Consider the following 25071-nt stretch of genomic DNA (forward strand, 5'->3'; position numbering starts at 1 on the left):
CTCACCCCGCGGCGTGCCTCCCGCGCACGAGGGTCCCCTCCGCGAGGCGCAGCACCCGGTCGGCCGAGGCCTGCACCGAGGCGTCGTGGGTGGCGATCAGCGCCGTCGCCGACTCCGCGCGCACGGCCGAGCGGATCAGGTCGACGATCGCCGCGCCGGTCGCGGCGTCGAGCTGACCGGTCGGCTCATCGGCGATCAGCAGCCGCGGTGAGGTGGCCAGCGCTCGGGCGATAGCGACGCGCTGCTGCTGGCCGCCCGAGAGCTGGCCCGGCCGCGAGCCGCCGCGACCCGCGAGACCCACCAGGTCGAGGAGGTGCACGACGCGGTCCTCGCGGGCACGGGGCTCCTCGCGGCGCAGTCGAAGCGGGAGACCGACGTTCTCGGCGACCGTCAGGTGCGGCAGCAGCCCGAACGTCTGGAACACGAAGGCCATCGACTCCCGCCGCAGCCGGGTGCGCCCCGGCTCGTCGAGGCCGGTGACGGGCCGGCCGTCGAGCACGACGGTGCCCGAGGTGGGAACGTCGAGGCCGCTCACGCAGTTCAGCAGCGTGGTCTTGCCCGAGCCCGACCGCCCCGCGACGGCCACGATCTCGCCCTGCGGGATCCGGAACGACACGTCGTGGAGCGCCGTCACCTCGCCTGCCGGCGTGCGGAAGCTGCGGGTGAGTCCCTCGACGACGAGCACGTCGCTCACGGCGTCTCCTCCGAGGTCGGGGCGGGAGCCGGATGCTGCGGCCAGACCCCGACGTGGTCGCTTTCGAGGGTCAGCCGCACGCGGTCGGTCAGGTCGAGAGCGTCGCGGTACTCGGCGGGCAGCTGGAGCCGGCCGACGCGGTCGAGCACCGCGAACTCCTCCTCCGACAGCGTGGCCCCGCCCGTCTCCTGCCGCCGCAGCGTCTCGGACGAGATGCGCCCGTCGCGGATGGCGACCGTGCGCCGCACCTGACTCGCCACTGCGGCATCGTGCGTGACGATCACGATCGTGCAGCCGAGCTGCTCGTTGACGGCGCGCAGCGCGGCGAAGACCTCGTCACCCGTGCGGGCGTCGAGCTGCCCGGTCGGCTCGTCGGCGAGCAGCACCTGCGGCGACCCGGCGAGAGCGACGGCGAGGGACACGCGCTGCTGCTCGCCTCCGGAGAGCTGCGTGGGTCGGCGGTCGGACCGGTCGGCGAGTCCGAGCATCCCGAGCAGCTCGGCGGCCCTGGACGCCCGCTCGCGTCGGCCCCGGCCCGCCAGAGCGAGCGGGAGCGCCACGTTCTCAGCGGCCGACAGCGCGGGCAGCAGGTTCCGCGAGGCCTGCTGGCGGACGAAGCCGACACTCGAGCGGCGGTAGCGCACGAGCTCGGCGCCGCGCATCGCGCCGAGATCGTGGCCCGCGAGCCGCGCCCGCCCCGCCGTCGGAGTGTCCAGGCCCGAGAGGATGCCGAGCAGGGTCGACTTGCCCGATCCGGAGGCGCCCACGATCGCGAGCACGTCGCCCTCCTCGACGAGCAGGTCGAGCCCCTGCAGGGCCTGCACCTCGACTCCTCCGGCGCGGAACACGCGCACGAGGGCATCGCAGACGATGAGCGCCTCCGCCCCGAACTCGCCGCCGCCCGTCTGAGCGAGCGCACTGGTGACCGTCATGATTCCTCCCCGGATCGCAGGATGTCGGATGTGCGGATGCGCCGCGAGAGCGCGGCGTCGACCGCGAGAGCGAGGGCGAGCGCGGCCACGGCGGCGGCGAGAACGCCCGGCACGAGCCAGGGCGGTGCTGCCGCGACGGCGGAGCCGCCCACGAGGGTGTCGACGCCGAACGCCGGCCAGGCCGCTCCCAGGACGACGGCGGCGGTCACGAGCCCGCCGACGACTCCGCCCGCGACGATCGGCGTCAGCTCGCCGGCGGCGAGCGCGTACCGGGTGCGCGCCGGGACGCCGAGGGCGCTGAGGAGGGCGAGGGTGCGACCGCGCCTCCTCGCTCCGATCGCGGTGGTTACGAGGAGGGCGAGCGCCGCCAGCAGTGCGGTCGCCCCGAGGGACTGCCGCGTCGCCTCGGCCGCCCCTCTGACGAGGGCGAGGTCGCGCTGAGCGTCGAGGACGTCCTCGCGCAGGACGACCGTGCCGCCGGCCTCCGCGGTCCGCGCGCGGAGGTCGGGACCGACCGCGAGCACGGTGGCCGGGTCGAGGACGGCCGAGAACTGCGCTGCGGCCGGCTGCTCCTCGGGAGTCGCGGGCAGAGCGGCGAGCAGGCCCGGGCGACCCACGACGGCGAGGCCCTCGTCGCCGGCCAGCGGGGTCCCGGTGGCGACGGCGGGGACGCTCGCGCCACCGACCTCGAGCGTGAAGACGTCGGTGCCAACGCTCGCGGCGAGGCGTTCGTCGACGAGGGCGGGGAGCGGCTGCCCGAGAGCCACCGGTGCTGCGATCCGGGTGGCCGCCTCGGCCGCCGCCCACCGCGGCTGGTCGTGGGGCAGTGCGGCGAGCAGGGCCCCGTAGTCGGAGTCGACCGCCAGCACGGTGGCGGTCGTCGAGCGGGTCGCGCCGTCGACGCCGATGCGGGCGAGCTCGGCCACGGCGGCCGCCTCGGTGCCGGGCACCGACAGCTCGCGGGCGAGCGCCGAACCGTCGGCCGCACCGTCGATCCGGGCGTCGGCGCCGACGATCCACCACGACTGCGCCTCCTGACCGTCGGCCACGCTCTGCAGCAGCACGAGCGAGGTGACGGCGGCGCTCGCCGCGAGGACGACGGCGACGAGCGTCAGCACCGAGCGCCCCTCCTGCGCACCGGCACCGGCGAGCAGTGCCGAGGGGCCCCTGGCGCGACCGGCGGCTCTCACGAGCGGGCGCGCCACGACCGAGGGGAGCGGAGCGAGCAGCAGTGCCACCACCGCCGCGCACAGCACCGGCGCGACCAGCGCCAGCGGATCGACTCCGGCACCCGTTGTCCCTCCCGCTCGCAGCGCGAGCACCGCCGTGACCGCGACCGCGACGAGGGTGGCGGCGCCGCCGAGCCGAGCCGTGCGCTCGCGGGCCGGCGCGAGTGGCCGCAGCAGCGGGCGGAGGGTGGCGATCACGGGCGCCATCGCGACGATCGCGGCGACGCCAACCAGCAGGTCCGGCTCGGACCAGCCCTGCCAGGCGGCGCCGAGAGCGACTCCGATCAGCGTCACGACGATGGACTCGACCGCGGCATGCGCGCCGATCACGCCGAGGGACGCGCCGTGCGAGCGCAGGAGAGCGATCTCGGGTCTCCGACGCCGCGCCAGGGCGGTGCCCGCCAGCACCGCGACGAGCACGGCCACCCCGAGCAGGCCCGCAGCGAGGGCCGAGAGCTGAGCGGTCGCGGCGGAGATCGCCGCGGGGAAGCCCTCGACCGCCTCCTCGTAGCCCGAGACCGCCCTGACACTCACCGGTGCGCCCTGCGTGAGGGTCCAGCTCTCGGTCTCGAGTGCGTCGATCGCGCGACCGGCGGAGGCGATCGTGGCGGCGTCGAACGAGCCGGGGTCGAACGAGACCCGCACCGTCCCGGTCGACGCCTCGGGGAAGCGCGCGGCGACGCCGTCGAAGGAGGCGGCGTCGGTGAGCGCGGTGAACCCCGATCCGGTCGGCTCCCACACGCCGGGCAGATCGGCCCAGCGGACGTCTCCCGGGTCGTCGGTCTCGATGACGCCGCTGATGAGGAGGGTCACCGTCGTCTCGGGGGTCGCGCCCTCGATCGAGAGCGTGCCGCCCACTCCGAGCCCCGCCGCGGCGGCGGCGGCGGACGACACGACGACCGGGACGGCTCCGCCTCCCGCCGTGCCCTGCGGCAGCTGCCCCGCCACCGTGCGCACGGCATCCGCGGACGAGGGAGCGAGGACCCCGAGCTGCACGACGACCGCCCCGCTGGGCCCGACCGCCTCGACCTCGGGGCCGAGGATGCCGGTGTCGACCCCGCGGCGGAGCGCGGCCAGCTCCGGCGGCAGGCGGTCTGGCACCTCGGCGGCGAACGCGACCAGGCGCTCGGCCGTGGCCGTGCTCTCTCCCGAGGCGTCGGCGATGCTCGAGCGGAGCAGCAGATCGGAGTCGCGCCCCGCCGCGGTCACCGCCTCCCGAGCGGCGGCGTCGAGGGTCGCGCCGATCTCGCGCGGTACCGCGAGGGCGATCGCGCAGGCGAGAGCGGTGAGGAGGATCAGCGCGAGCAGGGCCACGAGGTCGCGGCGCGCGCGGCGGAGGACGAGGAAGAGGGCGGTGCCGAAGGCTCTCATCCGTCGGCTCCCGTGCGCAGCAGCTCGGGCAGGGGCAGGCGGCGCTGTCCGCGGGCGAGGGCGACCGAGACGGCGCCGAGCCCGGCGAGCAGCGCGAGCGGGACGAGCGCGAGCGCCTGCCACGGGACGACGAGCGCAGCCGTGTCGCCGCCGCCGTCCGCCGCGATCCGCGTGCCGGTGAGCAGGAGCACGACCCAGCCCGCCGAGACCCCGACGACGACTCCGGCGAGCGCTGTCGCGACCGTGTCGGACGCCATCACCGTGAGCATCCCGCGCCGCGAGAGCCCGACGGCGCGCAGCTGCGCCGCCTCGAGCCGTCGGGAGCGGTCGACGGCGGCCGCACGGGCGCCGAACCCCGCGAGGGCGAGCAGCAGACTCGCCCACACGGCGACGGAGGCGGCGGCCGGGATCTCGGCCCGCAGGGGCGCCTCGAGCATGCGGTCGCCGAGGGAGGCGGCATCGATCGTCGGGGTGCCCTGTGCGGCGTCGTCCGGCAGCCAGTACTCGTCGACCAGCGGGCCGACGGCGGCCGACTCCGCGAGCCGGTGCGCGAGCGCGCGGCCGTCGACGACGATCGTGGAGTCGGAGCGGGCACTGGAGGGCAGACCGGCGGCGAGCGCGGCGAGGTCGTCGGTGGTCGCGGAGCCGGGCACGCCGCTGGTGTCGCCGACCATGCGCAGGACGATCGGGGTGCCGGCCACGAAGCCGGTGAGGTCGGCTCCGGGGACCACGTCGAGGTCGTCGGCGAGCCCGAGGGGCACTACCGCGCCGATCGTCGTGCCGGGCTCCCAGCCGACGGCGCCGAGGGTGATCGGCACCTGCGTCAGCACCGTCGTCGTCGACAGCGCGAGCCCCGTGCCGGTCGCCGTCACCTCGGGCGGCCTCGCGGGATCGTCCTCGTTCGACCCCTGCCAGCTCGCCGCCTCGGCCATCGGCAGTGGCGTCGTCGCGCCGTCCGTGCCGACCGTCGAGACGTCGGAGATCGTCACCCGGACGACCGCGGGGTTCGCCGACTCCGCGCCCCGCAGCGTCGCTGTCACGGCGACGAGCCGGAGTCCTCGGACGTCGATCCCCGTCGAGAGGACCGACGACCCTGCCGCGGCGGTGAGGGTCCCGAGCGGCAGGAGGGCGAGACCACCGAGGTCGTCCTCGACCACAGCGGTGACGGCAGCCTCGGTCCCGTCCGGCACGTCGAGGGTGACGAGCGCCTGCACCGCGGTCGTGCCGTCGGGCAGCAGCGGGCCGGAGTCGTCGACGTCGGCCGCGGGCAGGCCGCCGAGGATCGCGGCGCCGCCCGCGCTCGCGACCAGGTCGGCGCCCTCGCCCAGCGAGCGGCGCGCGGGGCCGTCGAGCGCCAGGATCTGCGCGGTGGAGGACGCCACGTCGCGCTCGGCGTCCGGGGGCAGCCGCTTCGTCACCAGGCTCTGACGGCGCAGGACGGGGCTCCCGCCGTCCGGCGCCGCGTCGGTGGTGGCGCGCGCCGGTGGACCGACGGCGACGGTGGCCTCGTCCCGCACCGACTGCTGCCAGGTCGCACTCGTGCCGAGGGCGATCACCGACACTCCGACGGTCAGGGCGACGAGCACGATCCCCGACGACCGCCCCCGCCCGCGGGCGGCGAACCAGCCCGCGAGCGGAGCGACGGCGCCTCGGGAGCGTGCCGCGAGTGCCGCGAGCGGGTGGGCGAGTGCCTCCGTCACGCGTGCGCCGACGAGGGCGGCGGCGGTCAGCACGACGGCGGGCGTGAGCGTCAGGAGCAGGTCGGAGCGGCCGAGCCCGCCGGTCGCCGCACGCCACGCCAGCACAGCGGCCACCACGACCACCGCGATCTGCGCGGAGGCGGCGATCGGCGAGCCGCGCCCGCTCCGCTCCTGGCGCGCGACGAGGACGCCGACGAGCACCGCGACCCCGGCCGCGCAGAGCCACGCGGAGGCGTCGGGCAGCACCCAGCGCGGGAGCTCCGCCGCGCTCAGCGGGGGAGCGGAGGCGACCAGGGCGTGCAGGAGGACACCTCCCCATGGGCTGAGCCCCGCGATCAGCACCGCCACCGCGGCGGCGTCGACCGCCACCGTCCCCGCCCGCTGGGTGCGGGTGGCCCCGCGCTCGCTCAGCCGCTCGAACTCGTCGCGCCGCGCCTGGGTCAGCAGCCCGGCGACGGCCGAGGCGGAGGCGAGGAGGACGACGATCACCAGGAGCGCCACGACCAGCGCCGCCGCCCTGGCGACCGCCAGTCCGGCCGCGACGTCGTCGAGGGCGGACGGGAGCTCGGTGTCGACGAAGAGAGCGCCGTCGGGGTGCGCGACGGCCTGCGCGATCGCGGTCTCCGCCTCTGCTGCCGACGCGCGCAGCGCGGTGAGCCCGTCGACGCCGGTCGCCGAGAACACGGGCCGCTCCACGGCGGCGAGCTGAGCGGGGGTGATACCGGAGGCGTCGATGCCCCCGGGTGGCGTGAGCAGCGGTCCCACGGCGTGGACGGGGTTGTAGAACGAGCGGTCCGGTTCGGGGAAGTTGTCGGCGTCGCCCTGGGCCTGCAGGGGGTCGTTCTCCCAGAACCGCCCGGTCGCGGCGGAGTACAGGGCGTCGATCCGCAGCGGGACGCCGGCGTCGTCGAGGGTGAGCGTGTCTCCGACGGCGAGCCCGAGCGAGCGGGCGGCGGAGTCGGGGAGCGCGACGCCCGGGGCGGCGGTCGGCCAGGCTCCGGCGACCAGGGTGGCCTCGGCCGCCGGATCGTCCAGTTCGGCGAGGTAGGAGAAGACTCCGTCGCCGGTGCTCGACCACTCCGAGGTCGACCAGCCGCTGCTCGCCCAGGCGACCCCGTCGCCGTACGCCTCGCGGGTGGCGGTGTCGACCGCCGAGCGCGCGTCGACGACGGGGCTCGCGGGCGCGAGGACCCTGACGGTCACGTCGACCCGGTCGCTCGCGAGCGCGGTCAGTGTTCCGCTGACGCCGCTCTGCTCGGTCGAGTGCACCAGGAGGAGCGAGCCGCAGAGGACGGAGCCGGCGAGGATCGCGACCGCGAGGACGAGGGCGAACAGCCTCGCGTGCGTGCGCCAGCGGCGCACGGCGAGTGCGGCGGCCCAGAGGGGCAGCGATCCGGACGCGGTGACGACCGTGCACCTCCTTCGGTGACTGATCCTGCGGTCGAGACCGCGCGCCGAGTCTAGGCGCGGGAGAGCGCTCTCGGGGCCGCGGTCCCACCCGCGCAGTCGCCGCGAGCCTGCTGCTCGAGCAGCCGCCGCAGCCGGCGTACCGGGTCACCACGGACGTCGGTCCCCACCTGCATCCGATCCGCAGGAGTCGTGGCTCTGCGACGACGGGCAGACCCGGGTGCGGGCGGTAACAATCGGGCAACGGTGTCGAAAGCAACCCTGACCGGCGATTCTCTTGCTGATAGCTCATCTATGCATCGATTCACGGCGCGACAGCGCGCGGCGGAGGTTTGCTCAGGCACGGCTCCGCGGCTACCGTGGACGGCGGTCCTCGAGACCCCGATGAATCGGTCCGCGCTCGCGCGGCGTCCACCAGGACGCGCCGCGAACGTACGGTCAACGGGAGCGGAGGCGGCCCCGCGGTCGCCTCTCGGACACCGGAATCGCCTCCGCACGACACCGCCCACGCGGTCCGCGGAGGCTCGACGTACGGCGTGTCCCACGCTCCCGACCCGGCACCACGAGATGAGAGTGCAGGGATGCGTCCCCGCACGCCTACGGAGTGCACGTGCAGCAGAACCACCAGTCCACCAGCGAGCCCGCGAGCGGGGTGAGCACCGCTCCGGCCCTCGAGGCGCGGGGCCTGTTCAAGGTCTTCGGCCGACGGCCCGAGGAGGTCGTGAAGCGCCTTCGCTCGGGCTCGGACCGCGGCACCCTCACGGCGCTCGGCACCGCGGCCGTGATCGACACCTCCTTCGAGGTTCGCCGCGGCGAGATCTTCGTCGTGATGGGGCTCTCCGGCTCCGGCAAGTCGACCCTGATCCGCATGCTCAACGGCCTCCAGGAGCCCACCGATGGCGAGGTGCTGATCGACGGCACCTCGATCACCGGGGTCTCGGAGGCGGAGCTGCGGCGGGTCCGCCGCTCGTCGATCTCGATGGTGTTCCAGCACTTCGCGCTGCTCCCGCACCGCACGGTGCTCGACAACGTCGCCTACCCGCTCGAGATCCAGGGCGTCCCCGCGGCCGAGCGGCGCGAGCGCGCCCTCGTCGCGGTGGAGCGCGCCGGCCTCGCGGGCTGGCACGAGAAGATGCCCGACGAGCTCTCGGGAGGCATGCGCCAGCGCGTCGGTCTCGCCCGCGCGCTCGCCGCCGACACCGACATCGTCCTGATGGACGAGGCGTTCTCGGCGCTCGACCCGCTGATCCGCCGCGAGATGCAGGAGCAGCTGATCGAGCTGCAGCACGAGCTCGGCAAGACGATCGTCTTCATCACCCACGACCTCAACGAGGCGATGTTCCTCGGCGACCGCATCGCGGTCATGCGCGACGGCCGCATCGTGCAGATCGGCACTCCGGAGGAGATCCTCACCGATCCCGCCAACGACTACGTGGCGCAGTTCGTCCAGGACGTCGACCGCGCCCGCGTGCTCACCGCCGCGGCCGTCATGGAGCCCGCGCGCTCGGTCGTCACGCTCGCGGCAGGCCCCCGGGCGGCGCTGCGCGGCATGCGCGATCTGCAGACCTCGGCGGCGTTCGTCGTCGGCAGCGGTCGACGCCTGATCGGCACCGTCCGCGACCGCGACGTGATCGAGCAGGTGCGCCGGAGCGAGGTCGACCTCTCGGCCGTCGTCGTCTCGGACGTCGTCACCGTCTCGCCCGACACCGCGCTCAGCGAGATCATCGAGCCGGCCGTCGAGTCGGCGCTCCCCGTCGCCGTGGTCGACGCCGACGGGCGCCTCCTCGGCGCGATCCCGCGGGTCACTCTGCTCGCCGCACTCGGCAACATCACCTCGCACACGGGGGAGCAGCCGGTGATCGAACCGCCGGCCACGGTCTCGACCGAGATCGTGACCGCCACCCTGCACGCGACGGGCGGCCCCGTCGACGACGCCGTGCTCGTGACCGAGGGAGGTGTGCGATGAGCATCCGCCTGCCCCTCGGCGACGCGGCGGAATCCGCCGTCGACTTCCTCACCCTGACCTTCCAGCCGGTGTTCGACCTGATCAGCACCGTCTTCAGCGCGCTCTACTCCGGCGTCGACCTCGTGCTCGCGACTCCGCCGTTCTGGGTGATCGTCGCCTTCATCGCGGTCCTCGGCTATGCCGCGCGCGGCTGGGTGTTCGCGATCGGATCCGCGGCCGGACTCCTCCTGATCGCGAGCGTCGATCAGTGGGAGAACGCGATGGACTCGCTCGCCCTCGTCCTCGTCGCCTCGGTGATCGCCATCGCGCTGAGCGTGCCGCTGGGCGTGCTCGCGGCGCGCAACCGCAGCGCCTCCGCCGTCATCAGACCCGTGCTCGACCTGATGCAGACGATGCCGGCGTTCGTGTACCTGATCCCGGCGCTCATCCTCTTCCGCGTCGGCGTCGTGCCCGGCATCGTCGCGACGATCGTGTTCGCGATGGCCCCCGGCGTCCGTCTGACCGAGCTGGGGATCCGCGGCGTCGACCCCGAGCTGGTCGAGGCGGGGGAGTCGTTCGGCTCGTCGAAGTGGCGGATCCTGCGCCAGATCCAGCTCCCGCTCGCGCTGCCGTCGATCCTCGCGGGACTCAACCAGGTGATCATACTGTCGCTCTCGATGGTGGTCATCGCGGGCATGGTCGGCGCGGGTGGTCTCGGCGGCGACGTCGTGGCGAGCATCGGCCGGATCGACGTGGCGCTCGGCTTCGAGGCGGGCATCGCCGTGGTGGTCCTCGCGATCATCCTCGACCGGATGACCGGCGCTCTCGGCGCGCCCTCGCCGGCCCGCGTCGCCCGAGCAGGCAGTCGCCGCGCCGTCGTCGCGACCCGTGCGGCCATCGCCGCCGTGTCGGTCGCGGTCGTCGCCTCCCTCGGCGCCTCGGCGCTGGCGGCTCCGGCGAGCACCGCCTCCGTCGACAACGGCGACCGCGGTGACGTGACGATCGCCGTGTTCCAGGGCTGGGACGAGGGGATCGCCGTCTCGGCGCTCTGGGAGTCGGTGCTCGAGGAGCAGGGCTACGACGTCACGCTGCAGAGCGCGGATGTCGCGCCCGGCTTCTCGGGGCTCGCGAGCGGCGACTACGACCTCGCCCTCGACACCTGGCTGCCGACCACCCACGCGAGCTACGTCGAGCGCTACGGCGACGACATCGTCGATCTGGGCGCGTGGAACGACGAGGCGAAGCTGACCATCGCGGTCAACGCCGACGCTCCGATCGACTCGCTCGAGGAGCTCGCGGCGAACCCCGACGTGGTCGGGAACCGCCTCGTCGGCATCGAGCCGGGCTCCGGGTTGAACACGATCACCTCCGAGGAGGTCATCCCCGGCTACGGCCTCGAGGGGATGGAGTACCTCACCTCGTCGACCCCGGCGATGCTGCAGGAGCTCTCGAGTGCGACAGCGGCGGGCGAGAACATCGCGGTCACGCTGTGGCGCCCGCACTGGGCCTACGACGCGTTCCCGATCAAGGATCTCGAGGACCCGTTGGGCCTGCTCGGCGACGCCGAGGGGCTGCACTCGTTCGGCTCCGCGGCGTTCGAGGGCGATTTCCCGACGCTCTCCAGGTGGATGCGCGATTTCCGGATGGACTCGGACACGCTCTACTCGCTCGAGAACGCCCTCTTCAACGACGGCGCCGCCGATCAGGACGCGGCCCTCGCCTCCTGGATCGACGAGAACCGCGAGTACGTCGACGGCCTCACTAACTGAGCCCGGACGCCCCTCCGCGTCGAGCGGAGGGGCTCGTCGTCAGGCGCGGGCCGCCGCGTACTGCTCGCGGATGACCGCGCGGTGATCCGGCGCAGGCTCCGCGAGCGACGTGACCTCCCACGTCGGCCGTTCGCCCGTCAGCGCCCACGCCGCCTGCACGGCGGCGCCGTCGGCCACGTACTCGCCCGGGGTCGGCACCACGACCGGCACGTCGAACACCTGCGACGCCGCGAGCTGCACGGCGCGATTCTGCGCCGCTCCGCCGATCAGCAGGATCCGCCGCGCCTCGACGCCCTGCGCGCGCACCGCGTCGAGGCCGTCGGCGAGCCCGCAGAGCATGCCCTCGATGGCGGCGCGCGCCAGGTTCGGCCGGGTCGTCGAGGCGATCGTCATGCCGTGCAGGCTCGCGGTCGCATCCGGCAGGTTGGGCGTCCGCTCGCCCTCGAAGTAGGGGACCAGCACGAGGCCGCCGGAGCCGGGCTCGGCCTCGAGGGCCAGGGCCGCGAAGTCGTCGAAGCCGCTGCCGAGCAGTGCCGCGGTCGAGGCGAGCACGCGCGCCGCGTTCAGCGTCGCCACCAGCGGCAGGAAGCGGCCGCTCGCGTCCGCGAAGCCCGCGACGGTCCCGGAGGCGTCGCGCACCGGCGAGTCCGTCACCGCGAACACGGTGCCGCTCGTGCCGATGCTGACGACCACGTCGCCCGGGCCCGCGCCGAGCCCGAGGGCGGCGCCCGCGTTGTCGCCCGCGCCGGGGCCGACGACGACGCCGCTCGGGGTGGTGCCCGCCGCCTCCGACGGCCCGAGCACCCGGGGCAGCAGCGGCCGATGGCCGAGCGAGCGCTCGAGCAGCTCGAGGTCGTAGCCGTCGGCGCCCCAGTACGAGGTGCCGGAGGCGTCGGAGCGATCGGTCGTGAGCGCGTCGAGCTGCGGCGCATCGGGACCGTAGCCGAGCAGGCGCCAGGTCAGCCAGTCGTGGGGGAGCGCCACGGCGGCGACGCGCGCGGCGTTCTCGGGCTCGGCGTCGCGCAGCCAGCGGAGCTTCGTGGCGGTGAAGGAGGCGACGGGCACGCTGCCGGTGCGCTGGGCCCACGCGTCCGCTCCCAGCTCCTCGATCAGGTCGCGCGCGGCGCCGGCGCTGCGGGTGTCGTTCCAGAGCAGCGCGGGGCGGATGACGCGACCCTCGGCGTCCAGGACGACCATGCCGTGCTGCTGCCCGCCGACCGAGATCGCGGCGACGTCGTCGAAGCCGCCGGCGTCCGCGATCGCGAGCTGCAGCGCCTCCCACCACGCGGCCGGATCGACCTCGGTGCCGTCGGGGTGAGCGGCGCGGCCCGTGCGGACGACGGCTCCGCTCTCGAGATCGCGGACGACCACCTTGCAGCTCTGGGTGGAGGAGTCGATGCCTGCGACGAGCGTCATCGCCGTCACCTTTCCGTACGGGCGGAGGGGTCGCCTCCGCCGGGAGACAGGAGAACGGACGAGACCCCGCGTCGAGCGCGGGATCTCGTCCGTATCGGAGCCGGAGGGGCCCCGGGGGAGTGGGTCAGCGGGCGCCGAGCAGGTGCTCGGTGGCCAGCTGCTGGAGCTTCACGAAGCCGAAGCCCTTGCCGCCCAGGTAGGCGTCGGTGTCGAAGTCCTCGTACGAGGCGGAGTCGGCGAGCAGGTCGTCGTACGACTCGCCCTCGTTCAGCGTCGGCTGCGCGAGCTCGAGGACCTTGGCGGCCTGGAGCGCCTCCTGCACCTCGGGGTCGGCGCGGAAGGCCGCGGCGCGCTCCTTGAGCAGCAGGTAGGTGCGCATGTTGGCGGCGGCCGAGTCCCAGACTCCGGTCTCGTCCTCGGTGCGCGAGGGCTTGTAGTCGAAGTGGCGGGGGCCGTCGTACGAGGGGACGCCGCCCGGGCCGCCGTTCTCGAGCAGGTCGACGAGCGAGAACGCGTTGTGCAGGTCGCCGTGACCGAAGACGAGGTCCTGGTCGTACTTGATGCCGCGCTGGCCGTTGAGGTCGATGTGGAAGAGCTTGCCGTGGTACAGCGCCTGGGCGATGCCGGCGGTGAAGTTGAGGCCCGCCATCTGCTCGTGGCCGGTCTCGGGGTTCACACCCACGAGCTCGGGGCGCTCGAGCGAGTCGATGAAGGCGATCGCGTGGCCCAGCGTCGGCAGCAGGATGTCGCCGCGGGGCTCGTTGGGCTTGGGCTCGATCGCGAAGCGGATGTCGTAGCCCTTGTCGGTGACGTAGTCGCCGAGCAGGTTGACGGCCTCGCGGTAGCGCTCGAGGGCCGAGCGGATGTCCTTGGCGGAGTCGTACTCGGCGCCCTCGCGGCCGCCCCACATCACGAAGGTCTTGGCGCCGAGCTCGGCGGCGAGGTCGAGGTTGCGGAGCACCTTGCGCAGCGCGAAGCGGCGGACGGCGCGGTCGTTCGACGTGAAGCCGCCGTCCTTGAACACCGGGGCGCTGAAGAGGTTGGTGGTGACCATCGGCACGATGAGGCCGGTCGAGTCGAGGGCGCCCTTGAGGCGGTCGATCTGGGTCTGGCGCTCGGCGTCGGTCGAGCCGAAGGCGAAGAGGTCGTCGTCGTGGAACGTGAGTCCGTAGGCGCCGAGCTCGCTGAGCTTCTCGACGGCATGCACCACGTCGAGCGGCGGGCGGGTCGGGCCGCCGAACGGGTCCGCCCCGTTGTAGCCGATGGTCCAGAGGCCGAAGGAGAACTTGTCCTCGCGGGTGGGGGTCAGAGACATGGAACCGATCCTTTCCGGCGACGTCGCCGAATTGTTGTTGCGCCCAACATATCGGGGGCGGGGACGAGGCGCAATGGCGCGGGCGCCGCGTCGCGTCGATATGTGGTGCCGCCGAACGAATTCCTTGCGGAAGCGTTTCGACTGTGCGTACAGTGCACTGCAGCACGATCGGTCGAAGCGCTTCGAAGCCTCGATCGCACCGACGACGAGGTCCGGCAGGAGGAACGATGGCGACCATCCACGACGTCGCCCGCGCCGCCGGGGTCTCGATCAGCACGGTCTCGTACGCCCTCTCTGGCAAGCGCTCGATCGCCGCCACGACGCGTCAGCGCGTCGAGGACGCGGTCCGCCAGCTCGACTACCGGCCGCACGCCGGGGCGCGGATGCTCGCCGGGGCGCGGACCCACATCCTCGCGCTCTCGGCGCCGATGCGCGGCGAGCTGCACCTCCCCACGCACATGCGCTTCGTGACCGAGGTGCTCGAGCGGGCCCGCGAGTCCGACTACGACGTGCTGCTGCTCGTCACCGACGAGGCGTCCAGTGGCATCGGCCGCGTCTCGTCCTCCTCCCTCGTCGACGGCATCGTCCTGATGGGTGTCGACGACGACGACCAGCGGGCCACGCTGATCCGCGAGGCGGGTGTTCCCGCGACCTTCATCGGCGTCCCCTCCGACGCGCACGACCTCGCCTGCGTCGACCTCGACTTCGCCGAGGCCGCGCGGCAGAGCGTGCGCACCCTCGCCGAGAACGGCCACCGCTCGATCGGCCTGATCGAGCACCCGCAGTCGTACACCGACCGCAACGCCGGCTTCGTGCGCCGCTACGACGACGCGTTCCGCAGCGAGTGCACGGCCCTCGGCCTCGACCTCGTCGTGGAGCGCCCGCACCTCGGCCGCGGCAGCGCCGTCGCGGCGATCGACGCGGTCCTCGCGGCAGCGCCCACCGCCCTCGTGCTGCACTGCAACGAGCCCGTGGCGGAGGCGGTCCTCGACCGCGTCCTCGAGCGCGGTCTGAGCGTGCCGGGCGATCTCTCCGTGCTCGCCGCCTGCGCGAGCTACGACGGCGCGACGCTGCCGGTCCCCGTCAGCTCGATCCCGCTGCCACTGGAGGCGATGTGCCGCGCGGCCGTCGCGCGGACCCTCCAGCAGATCGACTCCGGTCGCACCGTCGGCGTCGAGCTGCTCCCACCCCACTACGTCGACCACGGCTCCATCGCGCTCGCGCCGAGTGGCGCGCTCGCTCCGCTCGTCTCCTGATCCTTCCCGTCCTCCGATCCACCTCCGTCCGCCCATCGTCGAAACGCTTCGAAGCCTCCTCGGCCACTGAGAGAGCGCTCCACGCCGCCTGCACCATCCCGCCACAGCCCTGCGGCACCCATTCAAAGGAGAACACCCGCAATGTCGCTTCGTTCCAGCACTGCCTTCCACCGTCCGAGCGCGTCCTCGGTCGGCGCCCTCAGCCGCCGCGGCCTGATCGCCGGCGGCGTCGGCATCAGCGCGATGTTCGCGCTGGCCGCCTGCTCGGGGGGCGGCTCCGACGCCGGCTCCGACGCCCTCTCCACCACCGTCGACGGCGCCGGCCGCACCCTCACCATGTGGGACTTCGAGACCCCCGACAGCGACCGCGGCATCGCCTGGCTCGCCGCGCGCGACATCTTCACCAAGGAGACCGGCGCCGAGATCGCCTACGAGTTCAAGGCCTTCGAGCAGCTCCGCACCGGCGCCAGCCAGATCTTCAACTCCAACTCGGCTCCGGATGTCGTCGAGTACAACAAGGGCAACGCGACCAGCGGACTGCTCTCGAGCCAGGGACTGCTCACCAACCTCGACGAGGCGGTCGAGTTCTACGGCTGGGACAAGCTCATCCCGGGCGCGCTCCAGACGACCGCCAAGTACGACGACAAGGGCATCATGGGCTCCGGCTCCTGGTACGGCATCCCCAACTACGGTGAGTTCACCTTCGTCTACTACAACGAGGACGCCTTCGCCGCGAACGGCCTCGAGGTGCCGACCAGCTACGACGAGTTCCTCGCCGTGCTCGACGCCTTCGTCGCCAAGGGCATCACCCCGCTGGCCGAGGCCGGCGCCGAGTATCCGCTGCAGCAGCTCTTCTACCAGCTCGCGCTGCTGAAGGCCGATCGCTCCTGGATCACCGACTACCAGACCTACACCGGCGAGGTCGACTTCGAGGACGCGGCGTGGAGCTACGCGGCCGACCAGCTCAAGACCTACGTCGACAAGGGCTACTTCTCGGCCGATGCCTCCGGGCTCAAGGCCGAGGACGCGGGTACCGCCTTCATCTCGGGCGAGTACCCGATCTTCTTCTCGGGCTCGTGGTGGTTCGGCCGCTTCAAGACCGAGATCACGGGCTTCGAGTGGAACACCTTCCTCTTCCCCGGCGCAGAGTTCACGATGGGCTCCGCGGGCAACCACTGGGTCATCCCCGAGACGGCGAAGAACAAGGACCTCGCCTACAAGTGGATCGACATCACGATGCGCCCCGAGATCCAGAACCTCATCGGCAACAACGGAGGAATCCCGCTGGTCGTCGACGAGACCGCGATCACCGACGAGAAGAGCAAGGAGCTGCTCTCGCAGTGGAAGACGGTCGTCGACGGCGACCAGCTCTCCTTCTACCCCGACTGGCCCACCGCGACCTTCTACGACGACCTCGTCGCGGCGACCCAGGAGCTCATCAACGGCTCGAAGGACGAGACCGACATGCTCTCCGAGCTCCAGGAGAAGTACGACGACGGCGTCGCCGACATCAAGTGACGCTGCGCGTCACTTGATTCGGCGACGAAAGGCGGCAGCCCCGCGCCCGCGGGCGCGGAACAGCCGCGGCAGCCTCTGAATCGTGACGGCGGCCCCTACAGGGGCCGCACCACGGTCGTCAGAATCCCCACCTCGCGAGATGCCACTCGCGCACGCCCCACTCGGCGTGTCGCGTACGCGAGTGGCATCTCGCCCACCCCCGAGCACATCCCCGGACGAAGGACTACGACATGACGACGACCGCCCCGCGTCGCACGGAGAGCGCACCGCCGCCTCCGGCCGCGAAGGCCCCCCGCGAGAAGCGCGCCGGCGGCTACTGGCTCTACCTGATCCCCGGGTTCGTGCTGTTCACGTTCATCGTGCTCATCCCGCTGATCTGGAACATCTACATCAGCTTCACCTCGTGGCGCGGCATCAAGCCGCCCATCTTCATCGGCCTCGACAACTGGATCGAGCTGATGGGGGACGACCAGTTCTGGACGTCCTTCCTCAACTCCGTCTACATGATCATCGCGATGGTGATCGTCCCGACGATCCTCGGCCTGCTGCTCGCCGCCATCCTGTTCGACCTGGTCGGCAAGAAGTTCGGCGGCAGGCTCGCCAGCTTCCTCCGGGCGACCTACTACCTGCCGCAGATCCTCCCCACGGTCATCGCGGCGATCGTGATCGGCTGGATCCTCCGCCCCGACAACGGCGCGCTCAACTCGATCCTCGAGGCCGTGGGTCTCGGCTCGCTGGCGCACGACTGGCTCGGCAAGCCCGACACCGCGATGCTCTCGATCATGGTCGTGATGATCTGGGTGCAGCTCGGCTACCCGGTCGTCATCTTCATGGCCGCCCTGCAGCGCGTCGATCCCGAGCTGTACGAGGCCGCCGAGCTCGACGGCGCCAACTGGTTCCAGCGCTTCCGCTGGATCACCATCTCGATCATCCGCCCCGAGGTCTTCGTGGTCACCCTGACCTGCACCATCGCGGCGCTGAAGGTCTTCGGACCGATCTACGCGCTGACCCGCGGCGGGCCGGGCGATTCGACGATCGTGCCCAGCTACTACTCCTACACCGAGTTCTTCCAGAAGCAGCAGGTGGGCTACGGCGCGACCATCGCGACCGCTCTCACGATCGTCATCGTGATCCTGGCCGTCCTGTTCATCCGCGCCCAGGAGCGCGTCGAGCGCAGCGAAGGAGTCCGCTGATGTCGGCCATCGAGACCCTGCCCCTCACTCAGGCCGGCACAGAGGACAGTGACCTGACCACTCCCAAGAAGGCGCCCAAGGCGTCGAAGGGCGCGACCAAGCGCACCCTCGGCGACTGGATGATCCTGCTCGTGGCGGTCGTGATCGGACTCGTGATCATCAGCCCCGTCGTGCTGATCCTGCTCAACTCGTTCAAGTCCCCGACCGACTACTCGGCGAACGGTCCGCTGTCGATCCCGACCGGCCTCTCGTTCGACGGACTCTCGACCTTCTGGGAGCGCGTCAACTTCCCCGAGAAGCTCGGCAACTCGATCCTGATCTCCGGCTCCGTCGCGATCCTCGCGGTCGTGCTCTCGGTGCTGAACGCCTACGCGATCGGGATCGGACGCGTCCGCGGCCGGAGCTGGATCATCATCCTGTTCCTGCTGGCGAACATGCTGCCCCAGGAGGCGCTGCTCTACCCGCTGTACTACATGTTCAAGGCGGTCGGCATCTACGACAGCCAGCTCTCGGTGATCATCATCTTCACCGTGATCCAGTCGGCGTTCGGCACCTATCTGCTCTCGAGCGTCTACGGCACCTTCCCCAAGGAGATCCTCGAGGCCGCGGCTCTCGACGGCGCCTCGAAGTGGCAGGTGCTCACCCGGGTGATCGTCCCGATCTCGCGGCCGACCCTCTCGGTGCTGATGATCTTCTTCTTCATCTGGACCTGGAACGAGTTCCTCATCCCGCTGGTGTTCCTGGTCAGCGATGCGACGCAGACCGTGCCGATCGCGATCTCGAGCCTCCAGGGCGACAAGATCATGGACGTCACGACGACCAGCGCCAGCGCTCTTCTGGGCCTGCTGCCGACGCTGATCTTCTTCCTGATCTTCCAGCGCACGCTGACCCGCGGCATCACCGCCGGCGCGGTCAAGTAGCACCACTATCGCCGCGGGGCGGGCTCCTCCTGAGCCGCCCCGTGGCGCTCCTCTTCTTCGGCGCGCTCCGACGAGCGCGATCACCGCCCCGGAAAGGCACACGCATGAAGTTCACCGACGGGTTCTGGCAGACGAGGGCAGGATTCACGCCCCTCTTCTCGCAGGAGGCGTACGACATCCGCACCGACGGTTCGACGCTCGAGGTGATCGCTCCGACCAAGGTGATCCAGGGTCGCGGCGATGTGCTCAACCGCCCCACGCTGACCGTCACGGTCTCGTCCCCCGCCGAGGGCGTCGCGAAGGTGCGCATCGAGCACTGGCGCGGCACCGCGACGCGCCCCGGGTTCGACCTGGTCGACGGCTCCGTCGGCGAGGCGAGGGTCACGGAGGCGGGCGGCGTGCTCCGCACGGGCGATCTCGAGGTCCGCTTGGCGCAGGGCGCACCGTGGTCACTCGAGTTCTGGGACACCGCGACCGGCACCCGCCTCACCGGCTCCGGGCACAAGGCGCAGGGCTACCTGACGGGTCCCGACGGCGAGGCCTACCTGCACGAGCAGCTCGATCTCGGCGTCGGGGAGCTCGTCTACGGCCTCGGCGAGCGCTTCGGCCCCTTCGTCAAGAACGGCCAGACCGTCGACGTCTGGAACGCCGACGGCGGCACCTCCTCCGAGCAGGCCTACAAGAACGTCCCGTTCTACCTCTCGAGCCGCGGCTACGGCGTGCTCGTCAACGACCCGGGCCTGGTCTCGTTCGAGATCGGCTCGGAGGCGGTCGAGCGCGTGCAGTTCTCGGTCGGTGGCGAGGCGCTGGAGTACCTGGTGATCCAGGGCCCGACGAAGAAGGACGTGCTGCGCCGCTACACCGGGCTCGCCGGCCGCCCGGCCGTCGTCCCCGCCTGGACCTACGGACTCTGGCTCACCACCAGCTTCACCACGAGCTACGACGAGGAGACGGTCACCTCCTTCATCGACGGCTTCGCCGAGCGGGAGCTGCCGCTCTCGGCCTTCCACTTCGACTGCTTCTGGATGCGCGAGTTCCAGTGGACCGACCTCGAGTGGGACCCGCGCACCTTCCCCGATCCCGAGGGGATCCTCGCCCGCCTGCACGAGCGCGGCCTGCACACCTGCGTCTGGATCAACCCCTACATCGCGCAGGCCTCCGCCCTCTTCGCGGAGGGCCGCGAGAAGGGCTACCTGCTGCGCACCGCCTCCGGCGACGTCTGGCAGTGGGACCTGTGGGTCGCCGGCATGGCGCTGATCGACTTCACCAACCCGGAGGCGACGCGCTGGTTCCAGGACAAGCTGCGCATCCTCGTGCGCCAGGGAGTCGACTCGTTCAAGACCGACTTCGGCGAGCGCATCCCCTCCGAGGGCGTGGTCTGGCACGACGGCACCGACCCCGAGGCGATGCACAACTGGTACACCCAGCTCTACAACCGCGCCGTGTTCGAGGTGCTCGAGGAGGAGCTCGGCGAGGGTCGCGCGGCCCTCTTCGCCCGCAGTGCCACCGTCGGCGGCCAGGCGCTGCCCGTGCACTGGGGCGGCGACAACACCTCCTCGTACGTGTCGATGGCCGAGACCCTGCGCGGCGGGCTCTCGCTCGCCCTCGGCGGCTTCGGCTTCTGGGCGCACGACATCGGCGGCTTCGAGGGCACGCCCGATCCCGGCGTGTTCAAGCGCTGGCTCGCCTTCGGCCTGCTCTCGTCGCACTCGCGACTGCACGGCTCGTCGTCGGTGCGCGTGCCGTGGGCGTTCGACGAGGAGGCGGTCGAGGTCACCCGCCGCTTCACGAGGCTCAAGCTCTCGCTGATGCCCTACCTGTTCGCTGCGGGAGCGGAGGCGGCGCGCGTCGGCACCCCCGTCATGCGCCCGATGACGCTCGAGTTCGAGGACGACCGGAACGCCGCGCACCTCGACACGCAGTACATGCTCGGCCACGACCTGCTGGTCGCTCCGGTGTTCACCGCCGACGGCTCGGTCGAGTTCTACCTGCCCCGCGGCCTCTGGACCAGCTGGTGGACCGGCGAGACGATCGCCTCGACGGGGGAGTGGCGCCGCGAGGTGCACGGCTTCGACTCGCTGCCGCTCTACGTCCGCGAGGGCGCGGTGATCCCGGTCGGCGCGCGCAGCGACGTCGCCGAGTACGACTACCTCGACGGGCTCGAGCTCCGGGTCTTCCCCGGCGGCGACGGCGCGACCGAAGTGCGGGTCGTGGCGCACGACTCCGGAGCCGAGACCGTGTTCACCGTGACCCGTTCGGGAGGCGACGTGGCCGTCGACGCGCCCGCCGGCTCCTGGAGCTGGACCCGCGCCGGAGCCTGAGTCGCGCAACGTCAGCTGAGAGGGCTTCTCGCGCACCATCGTGCGCGACGACTCTTCTCAGCTGACGTTATGCGCGGCGGGCGCCGTCCCGCCCGCCGATAGGCTGGCTCCGGCCAGAAGAGGAGATCGCGGAATGCCCGACCACGCGACGCGCGGCAACAACCTCGACCGGGTCCGGCGCCACAACCTCGCCGCGATCCTCCGTCTCGTCCACCGCGGCGGCCCGCGATCCCGCTCGCAGCTCACGCGGGCGACCGGGCTCAACCGCTCCACGATCGCGGCTCTCGTCGGCGAGCTCGTCGAGCTCGGCATCGTCCGCGAGCGCGACCCCGACACGGTGAACCAGGTGGGGCGCCCGAGCCCGATCGTCGAGGCCGATCCGCGGATCGTCGCCCTCGCCGTGAACCCCGAGATCGACGCGGTGACCGTCGCGGTCGTCGGCTTCGACGCCGAGGTGCGCCACCGCATCCGCCGCACCGCCTCCGTGCCGACCGCCGAGGCCGCCGCGCGCCTCGCGGCCGACGCCGTCGCCGAGCTCCTCGCCGAGCTGCCGGAGGACGTCCGCACCGTCGGGATCGGCGTCGCCGTCCCCGGCCTCGTCCGCGACGCCGACGGACTCGTCAGGGTCGGCCCGCACCTCGGCTGGTCCGACGAGCCGTTCTCGCGCATGCTCGCCGAGGCGACTGGCCTCCCCGTCCTGTCGGCCAACGACGCGAACCTCGGCGCGCTCGCCGAGAGCGTCCTCGGCGCCGGCCGCGACGTCTCGCACCTCGTCTACCTCAACGGCGGCGCGAGCGGCATCGGCGCCGGCGTCATCGTCAGAGGCACGCCGCTGCACGGCATCGACGGCTACGCGGGCGAGATCGGCCACACCCTGGTCAACAGCGCGGGCGTCGACTGCCACTGCGGCGCGATCGGCTGCCTCGAGACCGAGGTGGGGCGCGCCGAGCTGCTCACGGTGCTGGGGCTCGAGGAGAGCGAGCGGCTCGAGGAGGCGCTCGCCGCTTCCGAGGACCCCGCCGTGCGCACCGAGGTCGAGCGGCAGCTCGGGCACCTCGCGGTGGCGCTGCGCAACGTCATCAACATCTTCAACCCGCAGCTCGTGGTGCTCGGCGGGTTCCTGGGCGCGCTCGTCGGAGTCGCACCCGGGTTCCTCGAGGCGCGGCTGGCGCGCGGCGGCCCCTTCCGTGTCGCGCTCGACTCCGTGCGCATCGCCCGGACCGAGCTCGGCGGCGATCTGCTGATGCTCGGAGCCGCCGAGCTCGCCTTCGAGCACCTGCTGGCCGACCCGCTGACGGCCGAGCTGCACCCGGCCTGACTCGGCGTCGGTCACGCGGCGCCGACCTGCAGCCGGGTCATCAGGCGTCGATCCGGCCTCGACGACCTGTCCGCCCGCGATGGGCACAAGGAGAGGGTCGGATCTAGCGGGACGAGGCAGCGGTCTCGGGCCAGTGGTCGAGGGCGACGATGAAGCCCTGGACGAGCCGCTCGAAGCTCCGGTCCACGTCGGCGCTCCATTGGAACGCTCCTGCCGTCTCGTACGAGACGAACCCGTGCAGCGTGGAGCGGAAGGCGCGGACGGCGTCCACCGCGTCGTCGCCCTCGAGGCGGTAGGCGGCGAGGACGTCGGCGATCACCTGGATCGCGGCGACCGAGACGGCCTCGTCGTCGACGTCGCCGGGCGCCGGCATCAGGTTCGCCGCCTCGTACCGGGCAGGGTGCTCCCGTGCCCAGTCGCGGTAGGCGTGCGACATCGCCGCGATCGCGTCCGCGCCGGAGCGGCCGGCGGAGGACCGCGCGAGGACTCCGCCCAGTGCGCGCTTGGCGTGCACGGCGATGTCGCGGTGCAGGCCCGCCATCGAGTCGATGTGCTTGTAGAGGGAGGGCTGGCGGACGCCGAGGCGCTCCGCGAGGGCCGAGAGCGTGAGCCGGGCGAGGCCCACCTCGTCGGCCATCGCGGCTGCCTCCTCCGCCACGCGGTCCCTGGTCAGTCCGGCCCTAGGCACGGTGGCCGGCGCTCGTCGAGTTCATGGTCTCGAGCATGGCCGCCTTGGGGCCTATAAGCAATAGCTGATGGCTATTGACTATAGCTTCGCAGCGGAGCATGCTGACTCCACCACCCGCCGCACCCGAAGAACGGAAGACACCATGAGCATCGTCCTCGCCACCACGGTCGACATCATCGCCACTCCTGAGGAGGTCTGGGAGGTGCTCTCCGACTTCTCCGCGTACGGCGAGTGGAGCAACTTCTCCCGTGTCGACGGAACCGCAGAGCTCGGCAGCACCCTGCGGATGCGGATGCGGATGCCCGGGTTCTGGTTCTCCTCGACGGTCACCGCCGTCGACGAGGCCCGCGAGCTGCAGTGGTCGGCGACGCTCCTCTCGGCGGGGCTCTTCCTCGGCGAGCACTCCTTCGTCCTCAGTGTCACCGACGACGGCGGCACCCGGGTCCACAACACCGAGACGTTCTCGGGAGCGCTCACCGGGCCGTTCACGGGTCTCTTCGCGAAGAACCACGGCGACGGGGGCTACGCGGCGTTCAACCAGTCGCTCAAGCGCCGGGTCGAGGCGCGGGTCCCGCAGGCGTCCTGAGTCCGGAGGGACGGGTTGTCGAATGGATTCGATGAATCGGGAATAGACGGTTCGCCGCGTCGCTTTCTGTGAGGAGCGGTGCAGATCCGAGGGTCGGCCGCGACTCCTCCGACCGCTCCGCACTGCCTCCGCGCAGGAAGGCCCTCGTGACCTCGACCTCCACCCCCTCGACCGCGGTGCACCGCCACCCCGGCGACGCGCTGTCGAACCGCCAGCGCCTGATCTACGTGATCGTCCTGGGCGCGCTGACCGCCCTCGGCCCGTTCACGATCGACCTCTACCTCCCCGCGTTCCCCGCCCTGCAGAGCGAGCTGAACGTCTCGGAGGCGGCCGTGCAGCTCACCCTCACCGGCACCACCCTCGGCTTCGCCCTCGGGCAGCTGGTCGTCGGACCGTGGAGCGACGTGGTCGGCCGGCGGCTGCCGATCCTGCTCGCGACCTCGCTGCACGTGCTCGCCTGCATCGGCGCGGCCTTCGCGCCCGAGATCGTCTCGCTCGGCGTCTTCCGCTTCCTGATGGGTGCCGGCGCGGCAGCGGGCGGAGTCGTCGCGATGGCGATGGTCCGCGACCTCTTCGGCGGTCGTCCCCTCGTCAAGATGCTCTCGCGCCTGGCCCTCGTGTCCGGTCTCGCCCCGGTGCTCGCACCCGTGATCGGCTCGCAGCTGCTGCTCGTCATGGACTGGCGCGGCATCTTCGTCTTCCTCGCCGCCTACGGCGTGCTCGTCATGACCGCCGTCGCGCTGCTGATCGTCGAGACCCGCCCGCGCGAGGTGCGCCGAGACAGCGACGGCCGGACGCTCGTCCAGCGCTACCGCGCCGTGCTCAGCGATCGCACGTTCCTCGGTGTCGCCGTGATCGGCGGCATGACCTTCGCCGGTCTGTTCACCTACCTCTCGAGTTCGGCGTTCCTCTTCCAGGGGCTCTACGGATTCGACGCGCAGCAGTACGGACTGCTCTTCGCGGTCAACTCGCTCGGCGTGGTCGCGGGTGTCCAGGCGTCCTCGTACCTCAGCCGCCGGGTCGGCCCGCAGTGGATCCTCGCCATCACGACGATCTCGCTCTTCGTCACTGCGGGGCTCATCGCCCTCTTCGACGTGCTCGACTTCGGCATCTGGGGCACGCTCGTGCCGCTCTGGCTCTTCATCGCGTCCTGCGGCTTCAGCTTCCCGTGCGTGCAGGTGCTCGGTCTCGTCAATCACGGGCGGGAGGCGGGCACCGCCGCATCGCTGCTCGGCGCCGTCAACTTCGGCACCGCGGGCCTGCTCTCGCCGATCTCCGGCATCTTCGGCGCCGACTCCGCCGTGCCGATGGCCCTGGTGATGATGTCGACCGCCGCCGTGTCGATCCTGGCGCTCTGGCTGATCGTCCGGCCGCGGACGGTGCCCGACCTGCAGGACTGACCTCCGGCTCGTCGAATCGCGTTCGGCTCGCTGATTCCGTCGGTTTCTGCGAGCCGAACCGGATTCTGCGAGCCGAACGTGCCCGGCAGGCCC

General features: G+C 72.2%; 17 protein-coding genes. 10 read left to right on the forward strand and 7 right to left on the reverse strand.

Going from position 1 to position 25071, the window contains the following annotated elements; translation table 11 throughout:
• Position 1: 1 nt before the first annotated feature.
• The 4 genes from ASG06_RS10485 to ASG06_RS10500 are packed head-to-tail and all read right to left on the reverse strand — an operon-like array spanning position 2 to position 7288.
• The gene (locus tag ASG06_RS10485) at positions 2–694 is read right to left on the reverse strand and encodes an ABC transporter ATP-binding protein (protein ID WP_056041768.1); all 693 of its coding nucleotides are present in this window, start codon (positions 692–694) and stop codon (positions 2–4) included.
• Complete coding sequence (locus ASG06_RS10490) at positions 691–1626, reverse strand: ABC transporter ATP-binding protein (RefSeq protein WP_056041770.1); 936 nt, start codon at positions 1624–1626, stop codon at positions 691–693. Before ASG06_RS10490 ends, ASG06_RS10485 begins: the two co-directional genes overlap by 4 nt.
• Complete coding sequence (locus ASG06_RS10495; protein WP_056041772.1) at positions 1623–4226, reverse strand: FtsX-like permease family protein; 2604 nt, start codon at positions 4224–4226, stop codon at positions 1623–1625. The genes ASG06_RS10490 and ASG06_RS10495 overlap by 4 nt, the downstream gene beginning before the upstream one ends.
• Positions 4223–7288: an FtsX-like permease family protein gene (locus ASG06_RS10500; RefSeq protein ID WP_056041774.1), complete on the reverse strand. Its 3066-nt coding sequence runs from the start codon at positions 7286–7288 to the stop codon at positions 4223–4225. Before ASG06_RS10500 ends, ASG06_RS10495 begins: the two co-directional genes overlap by 4 nt.
• Before the next feature lie 655 nt (positions 7289–7943).
• Here ASG06_RS10500 and ASG06_RS10505 point away from each other — a divergent pair.
• On the forward strand, positions 7944–9299 hold the full coding sequence (locus tag ASG06_RS10505; protein ID WP_056041776.1) for a quaternary amine ABC transporter ATP-binding protein: 1356 nt from the start codon (positions 7944–7946) through the stop codon (positions 9297–9299).
• Positions 9296–11047 carry an ABC transporter permease/substrate binding protein gene (locus ASG06_RS20645; protein ID WP_056041778.1) on the forward strand — a complete coding sequence of 584 codons (1752 nt, stop codon included), beginning with the start codon at positions 9296–9298 and terminating at the stop codon, positions 11045–11047. The genes ASG06_RS10505 and ASG06_RS20645 overlap by 4 nt, the downstream gene beginning before the upstream one ends.
• A gap of 39 nt (positions 11048–11086) precedes the next feature.
• Here ASG06_RS20645 and xylB read toward each other — a convergent pair whose 3' ends face one another.
• Both xylB and xylA read right to left on the reverse strand, forming a co-directional pair.
• Positions 11087–12463 carry a xylulokinase gene (gene xylB / locus ASG06_RS10515; protein WP_056042547.1) on the reverse strand — a complete coding sequence of 459 codons (1377 nt, stop codon included), beginning with the start codon at positions 12461–12463 and terminating at the stop codon, positions 11087–11089.
• 124 nt (positions 12464–12587) lie between these two features.
• Positions 12588–13778, reverse strand: a complete 1191-nt coding sequence (gene xylA / locus ASG06_RS10520; protein WP_056041781.1) for a xylose isomerase — start codon at positions 13776–13778, stop codon at positions 12588–12590.
• A gap of 227 nt (positions 13779–14005) precedes the next feature.
• Between xylA and ASG06_RS10525 the strand changes: the two genes are divergently transcribed.
• The 6 genes from ASG06_RS10525 (at position 14006) to ASG06_RS10550 (ending at position 22304) form a co-directional block, all read left to right on the forward strand.
• The gene (locus ASG06_RS10525) at positions 14006–15034 is read left to right on the forward strand and encodes a LacI family DNA-binding transcriptional regulator (protein ID WP_056041784.1); all 1029 of its coding nucleotides are present in this window, start codon (positions 14006–14008) and stop codon (positions 15032–15034) included.
• A gap of 141 nt (positions 15035–15175) precedes the next feature.
• Positions 15176–16552 (forward strand): ABC transporter substrate-binding protein, encoded by a 1377-nt coding sequence (locus ASG06_RS10530; RefSeq protein ID WP_231727677.1) that lies wholly within the window; start codon positions 15176–15178, stop codon positions 16550–16552.
• Positions 16553–16782: 230 nt separating this feature from the next.
• On the forward strand, positions 16783–17745 hold the full coding sequence (locus tag ASG06_RS10535; protein ID WP_056041786.1) for a carbohydrate ABC transporter permease: 963 nt from the start codon (positions 16783–16785) through the stop codon (positions 17743–17745).
• The gene (locus ASG06_RS10540) at positions 17745–18665 is read left to right on the forward strand and encodes a carbohydrate ABC transporter permease (RefSeq protein ID WP_082499125.1); all 921 of its coding nucleotides are present in this window, start codon (positions 17745–17747) and stop codon (positions 18663–18665) included. Before ASG06_RS10535 ends, ASG06_RS10540 begins: the two co-directional genes overlap by 1 nt.
• Positions 18666–18769: 104 nt before the next feature.
• Positions 18770–20986 (forward strand): alpha-xylosidase, encoded by a 2217-nt coding sequence (gene yicI / locus ASG06_RS10545; RefSeq protein ID WP_056041788.1) that lies wholly within the window; start codon positions 18770–18772, stop codon positions 20984–20986.
• Positions 20987–21119: 133 nt separating this feature from the next.
• Complete coding sequence (locus ASG06_RS10550; protein WP_056041790.1) at positions 21120–22304, forward strand: ROK family transcriptional regulator; 1185 nt, start codon at positions 21120–21122, stop codon at positions 22302–22304.
• Positions 22305–22407: 103 nt separating this feature from the next.
• Here ASG06_RS10550 and ASG06_RS10555 read toward each other — a convergent pair whose 3' ends face one another.
• A complete protein-coding gene (locus ASG06_RS10555) occupies positions 22408–22941 on the reverse strand; it encodes a TetR/AcrR family transcriptional regulator (protein ID WP_197409420.1) in 534 nt (177 codons plus the stop codon).
• Positions 22942–23134: 193 nt separating this feature from the next.
• Between ASG06_RS10555 and ASG06_RS10560 the strand changes: the two genes are divergently transcribed.
• Positions 23135–23578: an SRPBCC domain-containing protein gene (locus tag ASG06_RS10560; RefSeq protein WP_056041793.1), complete on the forward strand. Its 444-nt coding sequence runs from the start codon at positions 23135–23137 to the stop codon at positions 23576–23578.
• A 146-nt stretch (positions 23579–23724) separates the two neighbouring features.
• Entirely contained in the window at positions 23725–24978 is a 1254-nt protein-coding gene (locus ASG06_RS10565) for a multidrug effflux MFS transporter (protein WP_056041795.1), read from the forward strand.
• The last annotated feature ends 93 nt before the right edge of the window (positions 24979–25071 follow it).

This window comes from Rathayibacter sp. Leaf185 (assembly GCF_001423885.1).
GTDB lineage: Bacteria > Actinomycetota > Actinomycetes > Actinomycetales > Microbacteriaceae > Rathayibacter.